Origin of the sequence: Acinetobacter sp. YH01018 (genome assembly GCF_013420295.1) — a bacterium.
Classification (GTDB): domain Bacteria; phylum Pseudomonadota; class Gammaproteobacteria; order Pseudomonadales; family Moraxellaceae; genus Acinetobacter.
On sequence record NZ_VOYL01000009.1, the window covers coordinates 56,459 to 70,456 of the forward strand.

General features: G+C 40.4%; 17 protein-coding genes. 11 read left to right on the plus strand and 6 right to left on the minus strand.

All coding sequences use genetic code 11. The features are described 5' to 3' along the window. Positions 1-13 precede the first annotated feature (13 nt). Together FTT83_RS05180 and FTT83_RS05185 are read left to right on the plus strand one after the other, a co-directional pair. Positions 14-325: a Rieske (2Fe-2S) protein gene (locus FTT83_RS05180; RefSeq protein ID WP_171521995.1), complete on the plus strand. Its 312-nt coding sequence runs from the start codon at positions 14-16 to the stop codon at positions 323-325. Positions 326-342: 17 nt separating this feature from the next. After that, a complete protein-coding gene (locus tag FTT83_RS05185) occupies positions 343-960 on the plus strand; it encodes an OB-fold-containig protein (RefSeq protein WP_180081609.1) in 618 nt (205 codons plus the stop codon). A 108-nt stretch (positions 961-1,068) separates the two neighbouring features. Here the strand turns inward: FTT83_RS05185 and FTT83_RS05190 are convergent, their stop codons facing one another. Next, entirely contained in the window at positions 1,069-1,539 is a 471-nt protein-coding gene (locus tag FTT83_RS05190; RefSeq protein WP_180043327.1) for a DUF6231 family protein, read from the minus strand. A 34-nt stretch (positions 1,540-1,573) separates the two neighbouring features. Here FTT83_RS05190 and FTT83_RS05195 point away from each other — a divergent pair, with 34 nt between their 5' ends. Further along, positions 1,574-2,446 carry a DUF2797 domain-containing protein gene (locus FTT83_RS05195; protein WP_180043329.1) on the plus strand — a complete coding sequence of 291 codons (873 nt, stop codon included), beginning with the start codon at positions 1,574-1,576 and terminating at the stop codon, positions 2,444-2,446. 59 nt (positions 2,447-2,505) lie between these two features. Here the strand turns inward: FTT83_RS05195 and FTT83_RS05200 are convergent, their stop codons facing one another. The 3 genes from FTT83_RS05200 to FTT83_RS05210 form a co-directional block, all read right to left on the minus strand. Further along, positions 2,506-4,374: a SurA N-terminal domain-containing protein gene (locus FTT83_RS05200; RefSeq protein ID WP_180176318.1), complete on the minus strand. Its 1,869-nt coding sequence runs from the start codon at positions 4,372-4,374 to the stop codon at positions 2,506-2,508. A gap of 132 nt (positions 4,375-4,506) precedes the next feature. Continuing rightward, entirely contained in the window at positions 4,507-4,779 is a 273-nt protein-coding gene (locus FTT83_RS05205; protein ID WP_004651791.1) for an HU family DNA-binding protein, read from the minus strand. A 158-nt stretch (positions 4,780-4,937) separates the two neighbouring features. Further along, positions 4,938-5,405 (minus strand): phasin family protein, encoded by a 468-nt coding sequence (locus FTT83_RS05210; RefSeq protein WP_180043333.1) that lies wholly within the window; start codon positions 5,403-5,405, stop codon positions 4,938-4,940. Positions 5,406-5,595: 190 nt separating this feature from the next. Here FTT83_RS05210 and FTT83_RS05215 point away from each other — a divergent pair, with 190 nt between their 5' ends. From FTT83_RS05215 to fdx, 8 genes are all read left to right on the plus strand, one after another. Then, a complete protein-coding gene (locus FTT83_RS05215) occupies positions 5,596-6,243 on the plus strand; it encodes a hypothetical protein (protein ID WP_180043335.1) in 648 nt (215 codons plus the stop codon). A 111-nt stretch (positions 6,244-6,354) separates the two neighbouring features. Then, positions 6,355-6,828, plus strand: a complete 474-nt coding sequence (locus FTT83_RS05220; RefSeq protein WP_180043337.1) for an Rrf2 family transcriptional regulator — start codon at positions 6,355-6,357, stop codon at positions 6,826-6,828. 1 nt (position 6,829) lies between these two features. Then, complete coding sequence (locus FTT83_RS05225; protein WP_086196348.1) at positions 6,830-8,047, plus strand: IscS subfamily cysteine desulfurase; 1,218 nt, start codon at positions 6,830-6,832, stop codon at positions 8,045-8,047. A 105-nt stretch (positions 8,048-8,152) separates the two neighbouring features. Next, a complete protein-coding gene (gene iscU / locus FTT83_RS05230) occupies positions 8,153-8,539 on the plus strand; it encodes a Fe-S cluster assembly scaffold IscU (protein WP_180043338.1) in 387 nt (128 codons plus the stop codon). Positions 8,540-8,577: 38 nt separating this feature from the next. Next, positions 8,578-8,898 (plus strand): iron-sulfur cluster assembly protein IscA, encoded by a 321-nt coding sequence (gene iscA, locus FTT83_RS05235; RefSeq protein ID WP_180043340.1) that lies wholly within the window; start codon positions 8,578-8,580, stop codon positions 8,896-8,898. Between the two features lie 105 nt (positions 8,899-9,003). After that, the gene (hscB, locus tag FTT83_RS05240) at positions 9,004-9,519 is read left to right on the plus strand and encodes a Fe-S protein assembly co-chaperone HscB (protein WP_180176319.1); all 516 of its coding nucleotides are present in this window, start codon (positions 9,004-9,006) and stop codon (positions 9,517-9,519) included. Between the two features lie 48 nt (positions 9,520-9,567). After that, complete coding sequence (hscA, locus tag FTT83_RS05245) at positions 9,568-11,430, plus strand: Fe-S protein assembly chaperone HscA (RefSeq protein ID WP_180043343.1); 1,863 nt, start codon at positions 9,568-9,570, stop codon at positions 11,428-11,430. A gap of 13 nt (positions 11,431-11,443) precedes the next feature. After that, positions 11,444-11,782 carry an ISC system 2Fe-2S type ferredoxin gene (gene fdx, locus FTT83_RS05250; RefSeq protein WP_086174266.1) on the plus strand — a complete coding sequence of 113 codons (339 nt, stop codon included), beginning with the start codon at positions 11,444-11,446 and terminating at the stop codon, positions 11,780-11,782. Positions 11,783-11,853: 71 nt separating this feature from the next. Here the strand turns inward: fdx and FTT83_RS05255 are convergent, their stop codons facing one another. Both FTT83_RS05255 and FTT83_RS05260 read right to left on the minus strand, forming a co-directional pair. Continuing rightward, positions 11,854-13,314 (minus strand): adenylate/guanylate cyclase domain-containing protein, encoded by a 1,461-nt coding sequence (locus FTT83_RS05255; RefSeq protein WP_180043345.1) that lies wholly within the window; start codon positions 13,312-13,314, stop codon positions 11,854-11,856. A 65-nt stretch (positions 13,315-13,379) separates the two neighbouring features. Further along, complete coding sequence (locus tag FTT83_RS05260; protein WP_086196353.1) at positions 13,380-13,814, minus strand: HIT domain-containing protein; 435 nt, start codon at positions 13,812-13,814, stop codon at positions 13,380-13,382. Positions 13,815-13,998 lie beyond the last annotated feature (184 nt).

Sequence of the window (13,998 nt, forward strand, 5' to 3'; positions counted from 1 at the left end):
GATTAAAATTGCCATGATGGAAGAGATTCCTGAACGTGAAGCACGTTCATACGAAACGCCAAATGGTGACACGATTTTCATTACCCAGCGTGATGGTTCATTCTATGCCTATCAGAATCTCTGCCCTCACTTACAGGTCGAACTGGAATTTCTGGAAAACCAGTTTTTAGACCGTGATCAGGAATATATTGAATGCTCCACTCATGGAGCCCTGTTTCTGGTTGAAACCGGTGAATGTATTTCTGGTCCCTGCTTAGGGCAATCACTTGAAAAAGTAAAGATTAATGTGCATTCTGATGGTGGAATTTACCTGAAAGAAGAATAAAACTTATGGAATTTGCCATGCTAGAGTTTCTACAAAACTATAACTTAATCCCGTTTCATTTAAGTTTACTGGCTTTAATTTTACTCAGCATGGCAGAAACCATTGGCTATTACTTTAATATTCGTCCGACTGAGTTTCTAAAAACCCTTTATCCAAAGAAACTTACCGACTCCCCTCTACTCAATGTCAAATTCTCCAAAACACTGATTGTGGTGTTTTTACTGATGAACTTCAGTTTCGCAGGCTATTTTCTGCAACTTTGTGTATTTGCACAGCAGAAGGCATTCTTGCCTGCTTATTATCTGATGATCCCGGCACTGATCATTGCGGTGTTTTTCACTGTATTTATGATTCATTGTCTTGACCAGGTCATCAAGCCAACGCTTACTAAACAACAGGTCAGTCTGCTGGGACGTTTGGCGACCATTTCCAGTGGCAATGCACGTCCGGGATTTTCCGCACAAGCACGGGTACGAGACAGTTTTGGTCAATTACATTATGTCCAGGTCGAGCCTGAATTTGGCGAACTGGAATTCCAATCGCAGATTATTTTAATCCGTCTAAAGAAGTCCCACTATATTGCTAAAAAAATTTCCAAATCCAATAATTTATTTAACATGGAAAATTCACAATAATCTTGGCTTACCCTAGCGTCAAATTGGACATTAAATCATTAGAATTCGCTCATAGCGACTAACTCTCTCCTCCTGCTGTTAAGATTTGCAAGAATCAAAGTCCATACATTACCAGCGAAATTTATTCCAGTTTTCAGGATTTGCCCAGAATTTGGAGTTAAACCAGTCAGGCACATGCTTATACGTTAAAATATTGAATTGCCACAATGCAAAATCACTGTCATGACGGGTTTTATCAATGAGCTGGGTAAAGCCCAAAGCGCGCAATAATTTTTCATCTTGCAACCGGCTCACCACAACAATTCGTTTTGCCATCAGGTCTCGCAATCTCACTAACAGCTGAGACTTCTGCACATCAGAAAGTACCGCCAGCTCTTGTGAATCCATCACTACAAAACCCAGATCATATCGCCGGGTAAAAGGCAGATTTAAAAACTCAGTTACGTTAAAATAGTGCCATTGAATTGATTGATTATTGTCGTATTGCGCAAGATTTTGACCAATACATAATGCAGTTTGGATAGGCTGTTCGTTGGATAAATCGTCTAGCATTGAAGTGATGACATTTTGTTCAGCCATAACTGCATCCTTATTATTGAAGAGAGTATTTTGTATGGAACTACAAGGCATTTGCCATAAAATGCATGCAGGTCTTAAGGACCTTAGTGTAACTGATCAACATACACACAAGGCAAATGTTGAATATAAATTTATTCTAGATCGTTCAGAAGTTGATCTACCATTCAATTTAGGCCAAGAAATTGAGATTGAATGGACCGGTAATATCTATTGTGTATCTTGTGGTAGCAAAACCAGCAAATCCTTTTCGCAGGGTCATTGCTTTAAATGTTTCAAAACCAAAGCGTCTTGTGACATGTGTATTATGAAACCGGAAACCTGTCATTATCACCTCGGGACTTGCCGTGAAGACAGCTTTGCCAAAGAGGTCTGTTTCCAGCCCCATATTGTTTATCTGGCCAATTCAAGCGCATTAAAAGTCGGCATTACCCGTCTTGGACAAATGCCAACACGCTGGCTGGATCAGGGGGCAACACAGGCATTACCCATTATGAAAGTGGGTTCGCGCCGTCTCTCAGGCCAACTGGAAATTATGTTTGGAACACAGGTGGCGGACAAAACCGATTGGCGTAAACTGCTAAAAGGCGAAGCTGAACCGCTCAATTTAATTGAGGTACGTGAACAGCTACTGGAAGAATTTGCACCGAAAATTCAGACCATTCGTGATGAATTTAATCAGAACCTCGAGTTCAATGAAACGATTGAAGTCATGGAAGATGAGCTGCCACGCGAGTTTGTCTATCCAGTCGAGCAATATCCTGAAAAAATCAAGTCGCACAATCTGGATAAAACACCGATTATTCGTGGCAAATTACTGGGCATTAAAGGACAATATCTAATCTTGGATACCGGTGTCATTAATATCCGCAAATATTCAGGCTATGAACTAAAAATCCGTGCTGAATAACTTTAAATTCAGCCATAAAAAAACCTGCGTTCATGCAGGTTTTTTTATTTCACTTAAGATTACTTAATCTTCGCATGTGATTTTAGATATTGCGTGTAATCATCCAGTTCCTGCTGACCGCGAAGCTGCTGATACAGCTTGGACAATTCACCCAATTGTCCATTGGTTAATGCATTCGAAGTAGCCTTATTCACATTTGACACAGCCACTACCACCAATTCATTAGGCAATGCAGCTGTGGTGACCGACCACATTCCTGCTTTCGGTGTAGGAACACTGAATGCCGCACGTTCAATCTCACGTTTTAGACCTTGTGAACGCGTAAATACACCGGCACTTTCAAAAGCAATCTGACTTTGTGCCAAAGCGCTAGCAGCCGGTTGCGATTTAAAGTTATTCAATGCTGTCTGGATTTTCGCTTTAGCTGCATCAACTGCTTTTTGTTCAATCAGTTTGGCTTTTACACGTGGCGTTGCTTCAGCCAAAGTCTGTACTCCAGCTGCATGATAGTTACGCACTTTCACCCAAACGGTATTACCATTTGCCATTTGAATGCTGCTAGAAGCATTGCGATCACCATTTTTCACATCATCATTAAACAGCTTAACTTTGACATTGGCATCACTCAGTACAGGATGCTGTGTAGAGAGGGTCATACCTTTCACAGATTGAACTGTCACACCCTTAACTTCCTGAACCACCACATCCAGCGCATCGCTACCTACAACCAACTCATTCAGGCTATTTACAGCATCTGAAAATGAATTCGCAGTTTTGTTCTTTTGCAACTCTGCTAACAGGCGTGGTTTTTCAGTTTCAAATGAAGGTAACTTCAAAGCGGCTGCTTCTGTTTCAATTAAATGATAACCATACTGGGTTTTAACCGGTGCTGAAACTTGGGCTGGTTTTAAAGAAGCAACAGTTAGATCGAATGCATCACCAAACACACCTTTGGCATAAGCTTCTACCACACCACCCTTGGTCTTCGATTCAGTATCATCTGAATACTGTGCCGCCGCTTGGGCAAAAGACATACCTGCTTTAATTTTCGCAGCGACTTCAGTGGCCAATTTTTTCGCTTCAGCATCTGAACGGGTATCTACGGTAATTAAAATATGTTTTACCAATGGCTGAGCATTTTTCTTTTGTGCATCAACAAATGCACTATAAGCTTGCTGCAATTCAGCATCTGTCACTTGAGTATTCGCTGGTGCAACATTGGCTGGTGTGAGCACAACATAATCAACGTCCACACTGGCTACCTGCTTAAATGCATTTTGATGCTTGTTGTAGTAAGCAGCAATATCTTGAGGTGTGACTTTGATATTTTTCTTGTATTCATCCAGTTTAATGCTGGCAAGATGCAAGGTGCGTTGTTCAGTTTGCAAATTGGCAATTTGTTGAATATCAAGCTTGCTCACCAATGCATAATCCATAAATGTTGACGTCACCATTTTTAAGGCATGGTCTTTACGCAAGTTTGCAATCAGAGCCTGACTGGTCATACCCACTGAACGTAAATAATTTGAATATAAGGCTTCAGAAAACTTACCGCTTTCCTGAAAGCTCGGTTGCTGGGCAATCATTTGTTCAATTTGTGCATCACTCAAAGAAATACCCAACTCTTCCGCTTGTTGTAATAATAAGGTACGAGCAACCAGACTCTCCATCGCCTTATTTTCGATAAAAGATTGATTCAGTAAAGTTTCGTCGCCATTGGCATAAGCCAGGTATTGTTCTTTAAATGTTTTGCTCAGCGATTCTAATTCTTTTTTAGAAATTTCTTGGCCATTGACCAATTTTGCCGTGTCTTCAGATTTTCCACCGCTAAAATATCCTTCAATACCTACAAGTGCTAAAGGGGTCAAAAACAAAATGAGCAAAGCTTTGCCCAACCAACCTTTAATAACTTTACGAAAAGATTCCATAAGTATTCCAATATTTTATTTGTGGGCGATTTTACCCGAAAACCTGCTTTGAATGAATGCGTTCAGACTGTAAATCGGCATTATTAATAAAAAACGCGCCATATAGGGCGCGTTGATAGGCTTTCAAAAAGATTAAGCTACAGAATCTTTTAAACCTTTACCTGCTTTAAAGCTTGGTACTTTGCTTGCTTTAATTTCTAAAGCTGCACCAGTTTGCGGGTTACGACCTGTACGTGCCGCACGTTCTTTAACGTTAAATGTACCAAAACCAACAAGTGTAACAGTATCACCAGATTTAAGTGCTTCAGTAATTGAAGCAATAGTTGCATCTAAGGCTTTACCTGCATCAGTCTTAGACAATCCCCCTTTCTCTGCAATTGCATCGATTAATTCTGATTTATTCATGAAGATTACGTCCTCTTAATATCGTTTATTTAAGGTCTAAGGATTCCATAACACCTTTATATCAATGCTTTGGGGCAAAACGCAATACTCTGAATAGGCTTTTCTAGAAAATAATTGCGAAAAAAATTGTTGAAAAATGCAGAAAAAGCCAAAAAGTTTCATTTTTTTAATATTTGTGCCTTGAGTATTTTATTTTCTTCAATAAGACAATCGACCTTATTATGTAATTGTAATATGAGACTTTCTAAATGTTGAATATCTTTTACCGTGACCAAACCAATTCTGTTTAAAGAATGGTTAACACTATGGTCGAGCAATTTTTCAACCTTATCTTTGGTATCATTGACCGATTCTTTGGCTTTTTCCGAGACTTTTTCTACGGTTTGATCGGCAATTTCAGTGGTCTTAGATTCCAGCTCCTCCCCCACCTTGACTAAAGAGTCAAAGAGTTTGTTTCCTTCCTCTTCTGCACGTGAAAAAGCACCCAAACCCGCAAGCCATATTTGTTGAGTATATTTACGAAAATCCAGACCCGACTTACGGCCTGAACGTAATTTATTCTTTGTTTTATCAGGATTTTCATTTTTTAGTTGATCAATCTCTTGATCTGTTTTTGATTTATGCATACCTGCCATCTCCTAGCCTACTTTCTATACAACTTAAATATAATTACTCAAAAAATACAGCTATAATAGCAAATTAAATACTTGATCGATTTGCTAAACTGTTCTACAAAGCAAGATTAATATATTTGTTATAAGTCCTGAAATACATTTTCGAGCATGGGATGCTCCTTTCAGGTAAGGATTAAGTTTTATGAGTGAATCGCAACAAGGTCAGAATCAACCGCATTTGTTGCTCACAATGACCATGATTGTCTTAGAAACAATCTTTACCTTCATCTTAAAACATGATCGGGTCGTTGGCTTGCAGGCTAAAAAATTTATAGACCAAAAAATCACCATTAAAATTAACAGCTATTTGCCTTATTTCGATTTTTATGTTGTTTTCACTGAACAAGGCATACTCTTTGACAGCAAAGCTCCCGAGAAAGTAGTCGATCTGGATATCCGCACTACCCTCATGGATTTAATTAAAGTATTTGTCTTTGCCAATCGCCGCAGTATAAAAAAAATGCGTATTGATGGTGACAGCACCTTAAAAGATGAGTTTCGAGATTTAAGCTTGCTGTTCAGCTTTCCAAAAGTTTTATCCGACTGGAAACAGTGGCTCAGCCAACCCGCTGATGGACAGGAAGTTATTTCTTCCAAAAAGCGTATTGCTCCCCTATTAGAAAAAATTGACCAGCAACGTTCAAAGATCAATACCTTAGAGGTAGAAGTCAAACAATATAAGAATCGCATTCGACGTATGCAACAAAAACAAAAAAGAGTGAATGTCACTTTTAGTCTAATTATCGTGCTATTAGTAGCGTTATTAGTATATAATTACTGGATTGTTTAAACATATAATTTTCCTATAAAACAAAATAATTTAAAGACCAATAAAAAACTTGACTATTTTAGTCAGGATTCATAAAATCAACTCATCTAGTCTTAATATGTGTATCGAATCATGCGTCTTACTACTCGCGGTCGTTACGCAGTGACTGCTCTACTTGATTTAGCTTTGCAGCCAACTGAACAAACGATTACGCTTGCTGAAATTGCAGCTCGTCAAAGTATTTCTGTTGCTTATCTTGAGCAGTTATTTGCGAAATTAAAGCGCCACGGCTTAGTTTCTAGTGTTCGTGGGGCCAACGGTGGTTATCACCTGGCTCGTAGCGCTGAAGAAATCACAGTATTAGAAATTATTGAAGCTGTAAACGAAGCAGTTGATGCAACACGTTGTGATCATAAAGGTAACTGCCAGAATGGTGCAATGTGCTTGACTCATGATTTATGGCAAGAACTCTCTCACCACATTGCCGATTATTTAGCAAAAATCAGCCTTGCTGACCTGGTCGCACGAGACAACGTTCAAACCGTTTCCATTCGCCAAAATACAGCATCATTTGATTCAGCCCTTTTATCGGTTACAGGTATTTGACATGAAACGTCCGATTTATCTTGATTATGCAGCAACCACTCCTGTAGACCCTCAAGTTGCAGAACGCATGATGGAGTGCTTAACTTTCGACGGTACTTTCGGTAATGCTGCATCTCGTTCTCATGCTTACGGTTGGCAGGCTGAAGAAAAAGTAGAATATGCACGTGAACAAGTTGCGAACTTGGTCAAAGCAGATCCACGCGAGATTGTTTGGACTTCAGGTGCCACAGAATCTGATAACCTGGCACTCAAAGGTGTGGCTCAGTTTTACGCGTCTAAAGGCAAACACATCATCACCAGTAAAATTGAACACAAAGCAATTTTAGATACTTGCCGTGAATTAGAAGAAGAAGGTTTTGAAATCACCTATCTTGAGCCACAACCACAAACAGGTTTAATTACGCCTGAGATGGTTGAAGCAGCTATTCGTCCAGATACCATTCTTGTTTCCCTGATGATGGTCAACAACGAAATTGGTACCATCACTGACATTGCAGCTATCGGTGAAATTACCCGTGCCAAGAAAATTTTCTTCCACGTTGATGCGGCTCAAGCTGCAGGTAAAGTAGAGATTGATCTTTCAACTTTAAAAGTTGATTTAATGAGTTTCTCTGCTCACAAAATTTATGGCCCTAAAGGTATCGGTGCGTTATTCGTTCGTCGGTCACCACGTGTACGCCTTAAAGCGCAAATGCATGGTGGCGGTCATGAACGAGGTATGCGCTCAGGTACACTTGCAACCCACCAAATCGTAGGTATGGGTGAAGCATTTGAACTTGCAGGCAAAAATCTGGAAGCTGAACAAGCCCGTTTACGTATCCTCCGTGATAAATTATGGAACGGTTTACAAGGTCTGGAACAAGTATTCTTAAACGGTCATCCTACTTACAACGTTGCAAACTATCTGAATGTCAGCTTTAACTTTGTTGAAGGCGAATCATTGATGATGGCATTGAAAGATGCAGCTGTATCTTCTGGTTCAGCATGTACTTCTGCAACACTTGAGCCATCTTACGTACTTCGTGCGCTCGGTCTTTCTGACGAACTTGCTCACAGTTCAATCCGTTTCAGCTTCGGTAAATATACCACTGAAGAGGATATCGATCACGTTCTTGAAATCACTAAAGCTGCTGTTGAGAAATTACGTGAACTTTCTCCGCTTTGGGATATGTATAAAGAAGGTATCGACCTTTCCACTGTTGAATGGGCTGAACACTGATTCATGACATGGAGATAGCTTTAAAATTTAAAGCTATCTCATTGATAAACGTAATTTCATCCCCATATTAATCTTAAGGCTGACCCCGAGGTTTGGAGAAGCATCATGGCTTATAGCGAAAAAGTAATTGATCATTACGAAAACCCTCGTAATGTTGGCGTTTTAGACAAAAATGCTGAAAATGTTGGTACAGGTATGGTAGGTGCACCGGCTTGTGGTGATGTCATGCGTCTTCAGATTCAGGTGAATGATGACGGTGTGATTGAAGAAGCACGCTTTAAAACTTATGGTTGTGGTTCTGCGATTGCATCTAGCTCGCTTGTGACTGAATGGCTAAAAGGTAAAACTCTGGACGAAGCTCAGGCGATCAAAAATATTGATATTGCTAACGAGCTTGCTTTACCTCCAGTAAAAGTACACTGTTCTGTACTGGCTGAAGACGCGATTAAAGCTGCTGTTGAAGACTATCGCAGCAAAAAAACAAAAGCTTAAGTGTTTCGAGTTTTTGATCAAAGATTAACGGAGTTTTCATGATCCATTTAACTGAAAATGCTGCAACTCATATCAGCAATTACCTAAAGAATCGCGGTAAGGGTGAAGGCATTCGCGTTGGGGTGAAAACTTCAGGCTGTTCTGGTTTGGCTTATGTACTCGAATTCGTCGATGAAATCGATACCCATGACCAGATGTTCGAGCAGTTTGGTGTTAAAGTTTTTGTTGACCCGAAAAGCCTGGTTTATCTTGAAGGTATGGAGATGGACTACGTGAAAAACGGTCTCAATGAAGGCTTCGAATTTAACAACCCGAATAAAAAAGGCGAATGTGGCTGTGGTGAATCTTTCACCGTTTAACCACACCACTCCCTCTCTTTTTGTGATTAAAACAGTGTAAAATGCACTGTTTTAATTGCATTTACAGCAGTCACTTTTGCATATCTATCGCGGATCCAATCTCCCATGAATCATTTTGAGCTGTTCAACCTCCCTGTAGCACTCGATATTGATTTGGCAGCATTAAAAAATGAATTTTTAAAGTTGCAGCAACAATATCATCCTGATAAAGCCGAAGACAAAGATCAGGCCCTGATTAAATCAAGCGAGATCAACCAAGCATTTAAGGCTTTATCCAATGTTGATAGCCGCGCTGCTTATCTCTTGAGTCTTAAAAAACAAGATTATCATCTGGATCAATCGATTGGGGATTTCGAGTTTTTACAGTCTGCACTGGAAATTCGTGAACAGCTGAATGAAGCTGCATCAGCTGAGGAACTGACTTCATTAAAGCATGAAGTTCAGCAATGGATTGACGGTTTGGTCCGTGAATTCAAAATCGACTATGAAGATGAAGACTGGGGCGAAGCTCGCGATACCGTTCGCAAATTGCGTTTCTTTGTTAAAGTCATGGCTGACATCGACAAGGCTGAAGATCGTTTTCTGGATGATGACAGCTTTGATTTAGATGATGATTTTTAATTCGCTTTAATTTTATTTTTTAATTTTTAGTTCTAAGGATGTAACACAATGGCTCTCTTGCAAATTGCAGAACCCGGTCAATCAAGTGCACCGCATGAACACCGCATAGCAATTGGTATCGACTTGGGTACTACGCATTCATTGGTTGCCACAGTACTTTCCGGTAAAGCTAAAGTTCTGAACGACGAACAAGGCCGAGTGTTACTTCCCTCTATTGTTCACTACAGCCATAACACCACCCATTATGGTGATGAAGCCAAGCCGTTTACTACTACAGATCCTAAAAACACCATTGTCTCCGTGAAACGTTTTATGGGACGCTCGAAAACAGACATCAAATTCCAGCACCCTTACACTTTGGTGGGTGAAGACAATCAGATGCCTGCTTTTGAAACTGCACAAGGCCGTAAAACTCCTGTCGAGATTTCTGCAGAAATTCTAAAACAGCTGAAAGACCGTGCTGAAGACAGTTTAAAAAATGAAGTGAATGGTGCGGTAATCACTGTTCCAGCCTATTTTGATGAGGCACAACGTCAGGCAACACGTGATGCTGCCCAACTGGCCGGTTTAAATGTTTTACGTCTACTGAATGAGCCTACTGCTGCGGCTGTGGCTTATGGCCTAGACCAAGAAACCAATCTCGCTCACGATCAAAATTATGTGATTTATGACCTGGGTGGCGGTACTTTTGACGTATCTATCCTGCGTTTTTCCCAAGGTGTATTCGAAGTTTTAGCGACTGGCGGACATACTGCTTTAGGTGGTGATGACCTGGATCGCCTAATTGTGAAATGGGCTAAAAAACAACTGAATATTGAAACCTTAGATGATGCCGAATATGCACATTTTATTGTTTCTGCACGTAAAGCAAAAGAAGCCTTGTCAGATGCCGAGTCAGTTGAACTGAAAGTTTTAGATCAGGCTCTGACTTTAGACCGTGCTACATTTGAAGACATCATTAAAGTTGCTTTAGACAAAACCATCAGCGTATGTAAACGCGTGATGCGTGATGCCAAACTTGAACTGGATGACATTAAAAATGTCGTGCTTGTAGGTGGTTCTACTCGCTCTTATGCGGTGCAAAAGGCTGTTCGTGAAGTCTTCAATCAGGAACCGCTATGCACCATCAACCCGGACGAGGTGGTCGCAATTGGTGCCTCTATTACAGCGAATCAGCTCATTGGCAACTCCAAAGATGGTTCATTGTTATTAGACGTTACCCCTTTATCACTCGGTCTGGAAACCATGGGTGGTCTGGTGGAGCGTTTAATCTCACGCAATACGGCCATTCCTGTGGCGCGTCGTCAGGAATTCACTACTTATCAGGATGGCCAGACTGCCATGTTGATTCATGTGGTACAAGGTGAACGTGATCTGGTGGAACACTGCCGTAGTTTGGGTCGCTTTGTCTTGCATGGCATTCCGCCAATGACTGCCGGTCAGGCACGTATTGAAGTCACTTTTCAGGTTGATGCCGATGGCCTGTTAACTGTTGCTGCCAAGGAAACCACGTCTGGTGTACATGCTCAAATCGACATTAAACCTTCTTATGGTTTATCTGATGCCGATACCGAACGCTTACTGATTGATGGCTTCAAATATGCGGAAGAAGATAAACATCTTCGTCATTTGCAAGAAACCAAGGTTGAAGCAAAACGTGAGCTGGAAGCACTGGAACAAGCCCTAAAAGTGGATGCCCAGCTATTAACTGCTGAACAGTTAGTATCGTTAAATCAAGCCAAAGCTCAACTTGAGGCTCAACTCGAAACCACCGATATTAAAGCGATTGAACAAGCTGTAGAACAGCTTAAAATACACAGTGATGCTTTTGCTGCTGCACGCATGAACCAACATATTGATGCAGCTTTGAAAGGCACTAAACTTGATGACTGGTCAAACTCGGACCAATAAACAGGAAAAAATTATGCCACGTATTAAAGTTCTTCCACATGCGCAAATTTGCCCTAATGGTGCCGAGTTCGAAGTTGAACAGGATGCCAACCTGTGCGAAAGCCTGTTAAAAAATGGTATCAAGATTGAACATGCATGTGATATGTCTTGTGCTTGTACCACCTGTCATGTCGTAGTTCGCAAAGGTTTTGACAGCCTCGAAGAAATGACAGATGTAGAAGCAGATTTACTAGATCGTGCCTGGGGTCTGGAACCGGATTCACGCCTTTCATGCCAAGTGAAAATTGTCGATGAAGATTTGGAAGTCGAAATTCCCAAATATACCATCAATCACGCCTCAGAAAATCATTAAGATTTTCGCTCATAAAAAACCACGCAATCGCGTGGTTTTTTTATCTGTAAACATCATCTCAATCATGATTTTTAGTGGTATTGCTCGTCCTTCTCATCTTCAATCACATCTTCCAGATTGAGTCGAACAATACCTTCTGAGTTGGTCAATTTTTGCTGTTTTTGAATCCGCTTAATCATCTTTTCCAAAACTTGGATCAACTCTGGATATTCATAATTTTGAACCTCATCCAGATTCAGCAACAAATGGAAACCCTTGTACTCATAATCAAACCAGCGCTGATAATCCAATTTACGCGAGGTATATTTTTCCATAACTTGCCAGGTCTTTACCGGACCGTGAATCCCTTTAAGCGTAATAGGTTTTTTCGGCGCACATAAATAGTCATTTTTAATTAAATTATAGGTTTCATCTGAAATCAGGATTTCATCGACTGCTGCTGCACTTTGCAGCCGTGCTGCCAGATTGGCATCACGTCCAACAATGGTATATGCCATACGATGTGCTGCGCCATAGTTCCCTACGTGACAATAACCAGTACTAATCCCCATACGGATATGCAAAGCCGGATAGCCCATCTTGATCCAGCGTTCACGCAGCAGTTTCATTTGTTGACGCATATCAATTGCCATGTCTAGACAAGTTTTGGCATCTTGCTCCACCCCTTGCGAGATTGGATCACCAAAGAAAATCAGGATCGCATCACCCATAAACTTGTCGACAGTCGCTTCATACTGCTTGGCAATTTCAGTCATATGACTTAAATAGTCATTGAGCAGGAATGCCAAATCATCTGGAATAAGCGTTTCTGAAAGTTCGGTAAAACCTTGAATATCTGAAAAGAAAATGGTCATTTTCTTACGTTTGTATTCAATTTTGGCTTCCGACTCACCTTTCATGATCGATTGCCACAACTGCACAGGTGCATATCGGCTCAGCTGATTTGCGAACTCCATATAACGATTCATTTGATCGTAATAATAGGTTCGACGATTACTGATATGTTGAATCTGGCTGCTTTGATAAAAACTACCCACACCAAAAAAAGTAATTAAACAGATAAAACCTAAAACGGTTAACTCACCAGTGGTTTGTTCAAAATACTCACCAAAACCAAAAATCAGAATATTACACAGATAAAAATTTGCGATTCCAATCAGGCTTGCCAATGACACAGCTAAAAAAGAAATCTTGTTGGTGATTGCGGTATATAAAATGACAAACAGTGAAATGAAAGTCAGAACCAGGTTTAAATGAATAGCAGATAAAATAACCGAAATAACAACTACATCGGTAATAAACAAGACACTGCGTTTTATATTGGAATTATAACGATACTGCAGCCAGGTCGATAATCTCGGCGTAATCAGAAAAATGAACAACAGGAAAAAAGGAATATAAATCTGGTATTGGGTGTCAGAAGCCGTGTAATGGTAGACAGTAACGAGTAAAGACAACATCATATATCCCATCAAACGATGGAAATATTCAAATTGTCTGGGTTCTTTTCTAATCCAGTCGTCTAATGACACTCAATCACTCCTGATTCGAGTCTTGACACCATAAATTCCATACTATGGCTTTCAATGGCTTGGAATTAATCCATACGCCAGTCAAATGGCATATCACCCTGACCACGCAATGCGAGCATCAAGGTTTGACGCATATGTGCAAGAACTTCATTGGTATAAGGAATAGCTGGAGTACCCCATACTGGTTTTGGCCAAGCCACGTCATTTTGATAGCGCACGACATGATGAAAATGCAATTGTGGAACCATATTCCCAAGAGCGGCCACATTCATTTTGTCTGCGCGGAATACGCGTGCAAGCTGACTCGATAACCAGCTCGATTCACGCAGGAACTGTTCCTGGTCAGCCTGACTTAATTCATATAATTCGCTCACGCCCGGCACGCGTGGAATTAATATGAGCCACGGAAATTGCATATCATTCATTAAACGACATGTTGACAGTGGAAAGTCGCCTACAAAAAAAGTATCTTGAGCAAGTTGTGGATGCAAACTAAACATATCTTTATAAATTATGCAAAATTAGAATGATGGCTAATACTATCACATCCAATGGGGCGTGAATATTCTATGCAATGTGTTTCATTACAAATAAACCACTATTTGCAATGAACGCATGAACATTCACGAATTTAATAAATTTCTTTAAAAAATCAAGCGCTTCATCTCACGATTTTTTAAAATC

What these genes read in the sequence shown, in the direction of transcription:
- hscA (WP_180043343.1), top strand. Translation starts at nt 9,568, where the DNA reads ATGGCTCTCTTGCAAATTGCAGAACCCGGTCAATCAAGTGCACCGCAT.
- FTT83_RS05215 (WP_180043335.1), top strand. Translation starts at nt 5,596, where the DNA reads ATGAGTGAATCGCAACAAGGTCAGAATCAACCGCATTTGTTGCTCACA.
- iscU (WP_180043338.1), top strand. Translation starts at nt 8,153, where the DNA reads ATGGCTTATAGCGAAAAAGTAATTGATCATTACGAAAACCCTCGTAAT.
- FTT83_RS05205 (WP_004651791.1), bottom strand. Translation starts at nt 4,779, where the DNA reads ATGAATAAATCAGAATTAATCGATGCAATTGCAGAGAAAGGGGGATTG.
- FTT83_RS05210 (WP_180043333.1), bottom strand. Translation starts at nt 5,405, where the DNA reads ATGCATAAATCAAAAACAGATCAAGAGATTGATCAACTAAAAAATGAA.
- FTT83_RS05200 (WP_180176318.1), bottom strand. Translation starts at nt 4,374, where the DNA reads ATGGAATCTTTTCGTAAAGTTATTAAAGGTTGGTTGGGCAAAGCTTTG.
- iscA (WP_180043340.1), top strand. Translation starts at nt 8,578, where the DNA reads ATGATCCATTTAACTGAAAATGCTGCAACTCATATCAGCAATTACCTA.
- fdx (WP_086174266.1), top strand. Translation starts at nt 11,444, where the DNA reads ATGCCACGTATTAAAGTTCTTCCACATGCGCAAATTTGCCCTAATGGT.
- FTT83_RS05195 (WP_180043329.1), top strand. Translation starts at nt 1,574, where the DNA reads ATGGAACTACAAGGCATTTGCCATAAAATGCATGCAGGTCTTAAGGAC.
- FTT83_RS05260 (WP_086196353.1), bottom strand. Translation starts at nt 13,814, where the DNA reads ATGTTTAGTTTGCATCCACAACTTGCTCAAGATACTTTTTTTGTAGGC.
- hscB (WP_180176319.1), top strand. Translation starts at nt 9,004, where the DNA reads ATGAATCATTTTGAGCTGTTCAACCTCCCTGTAGCACTCGATATTGAT.
- FTT83_RS05180 (WP_171521995.1), top strand. Translation starts at nt 14, where the DNA reads ATGATGGAAGAGATTCCTGAACGTGAAGCACGTTCATACGAAACGCCA.
- FTT83_RS05190 (WP_180043327.1), bottom strand. Translation starts at nt 1,539, where the DNA reads ATGGCTGAACAAAATGTCATCACTTCAATGCTAGACGATTTATCCAAC.
- FTT83_RS05220 (WP_180043337.1), top strand. Translation starts at nt 6,355, where the DNA reads ATGCGTCTTACTACTCGCGGTCGTTACGCAGTGACTGCTCTACTTGAT.
- FTT83_RS05185 (WP_180081609.1), top strand. Translation starts at nt 343, where the DNA reads ATGCTAGAGTTTCTACAAAACTATAACTTAATCCCGTTTCATTTAAGT.
- FTT83_RS05225 (WP_086196348.1), top strand. Translation starts at nt 6,830, where the DNA reads ATGAAACGTCCGATTTATCTTGATTATGCAGCAACCACTCCTGTAGAC.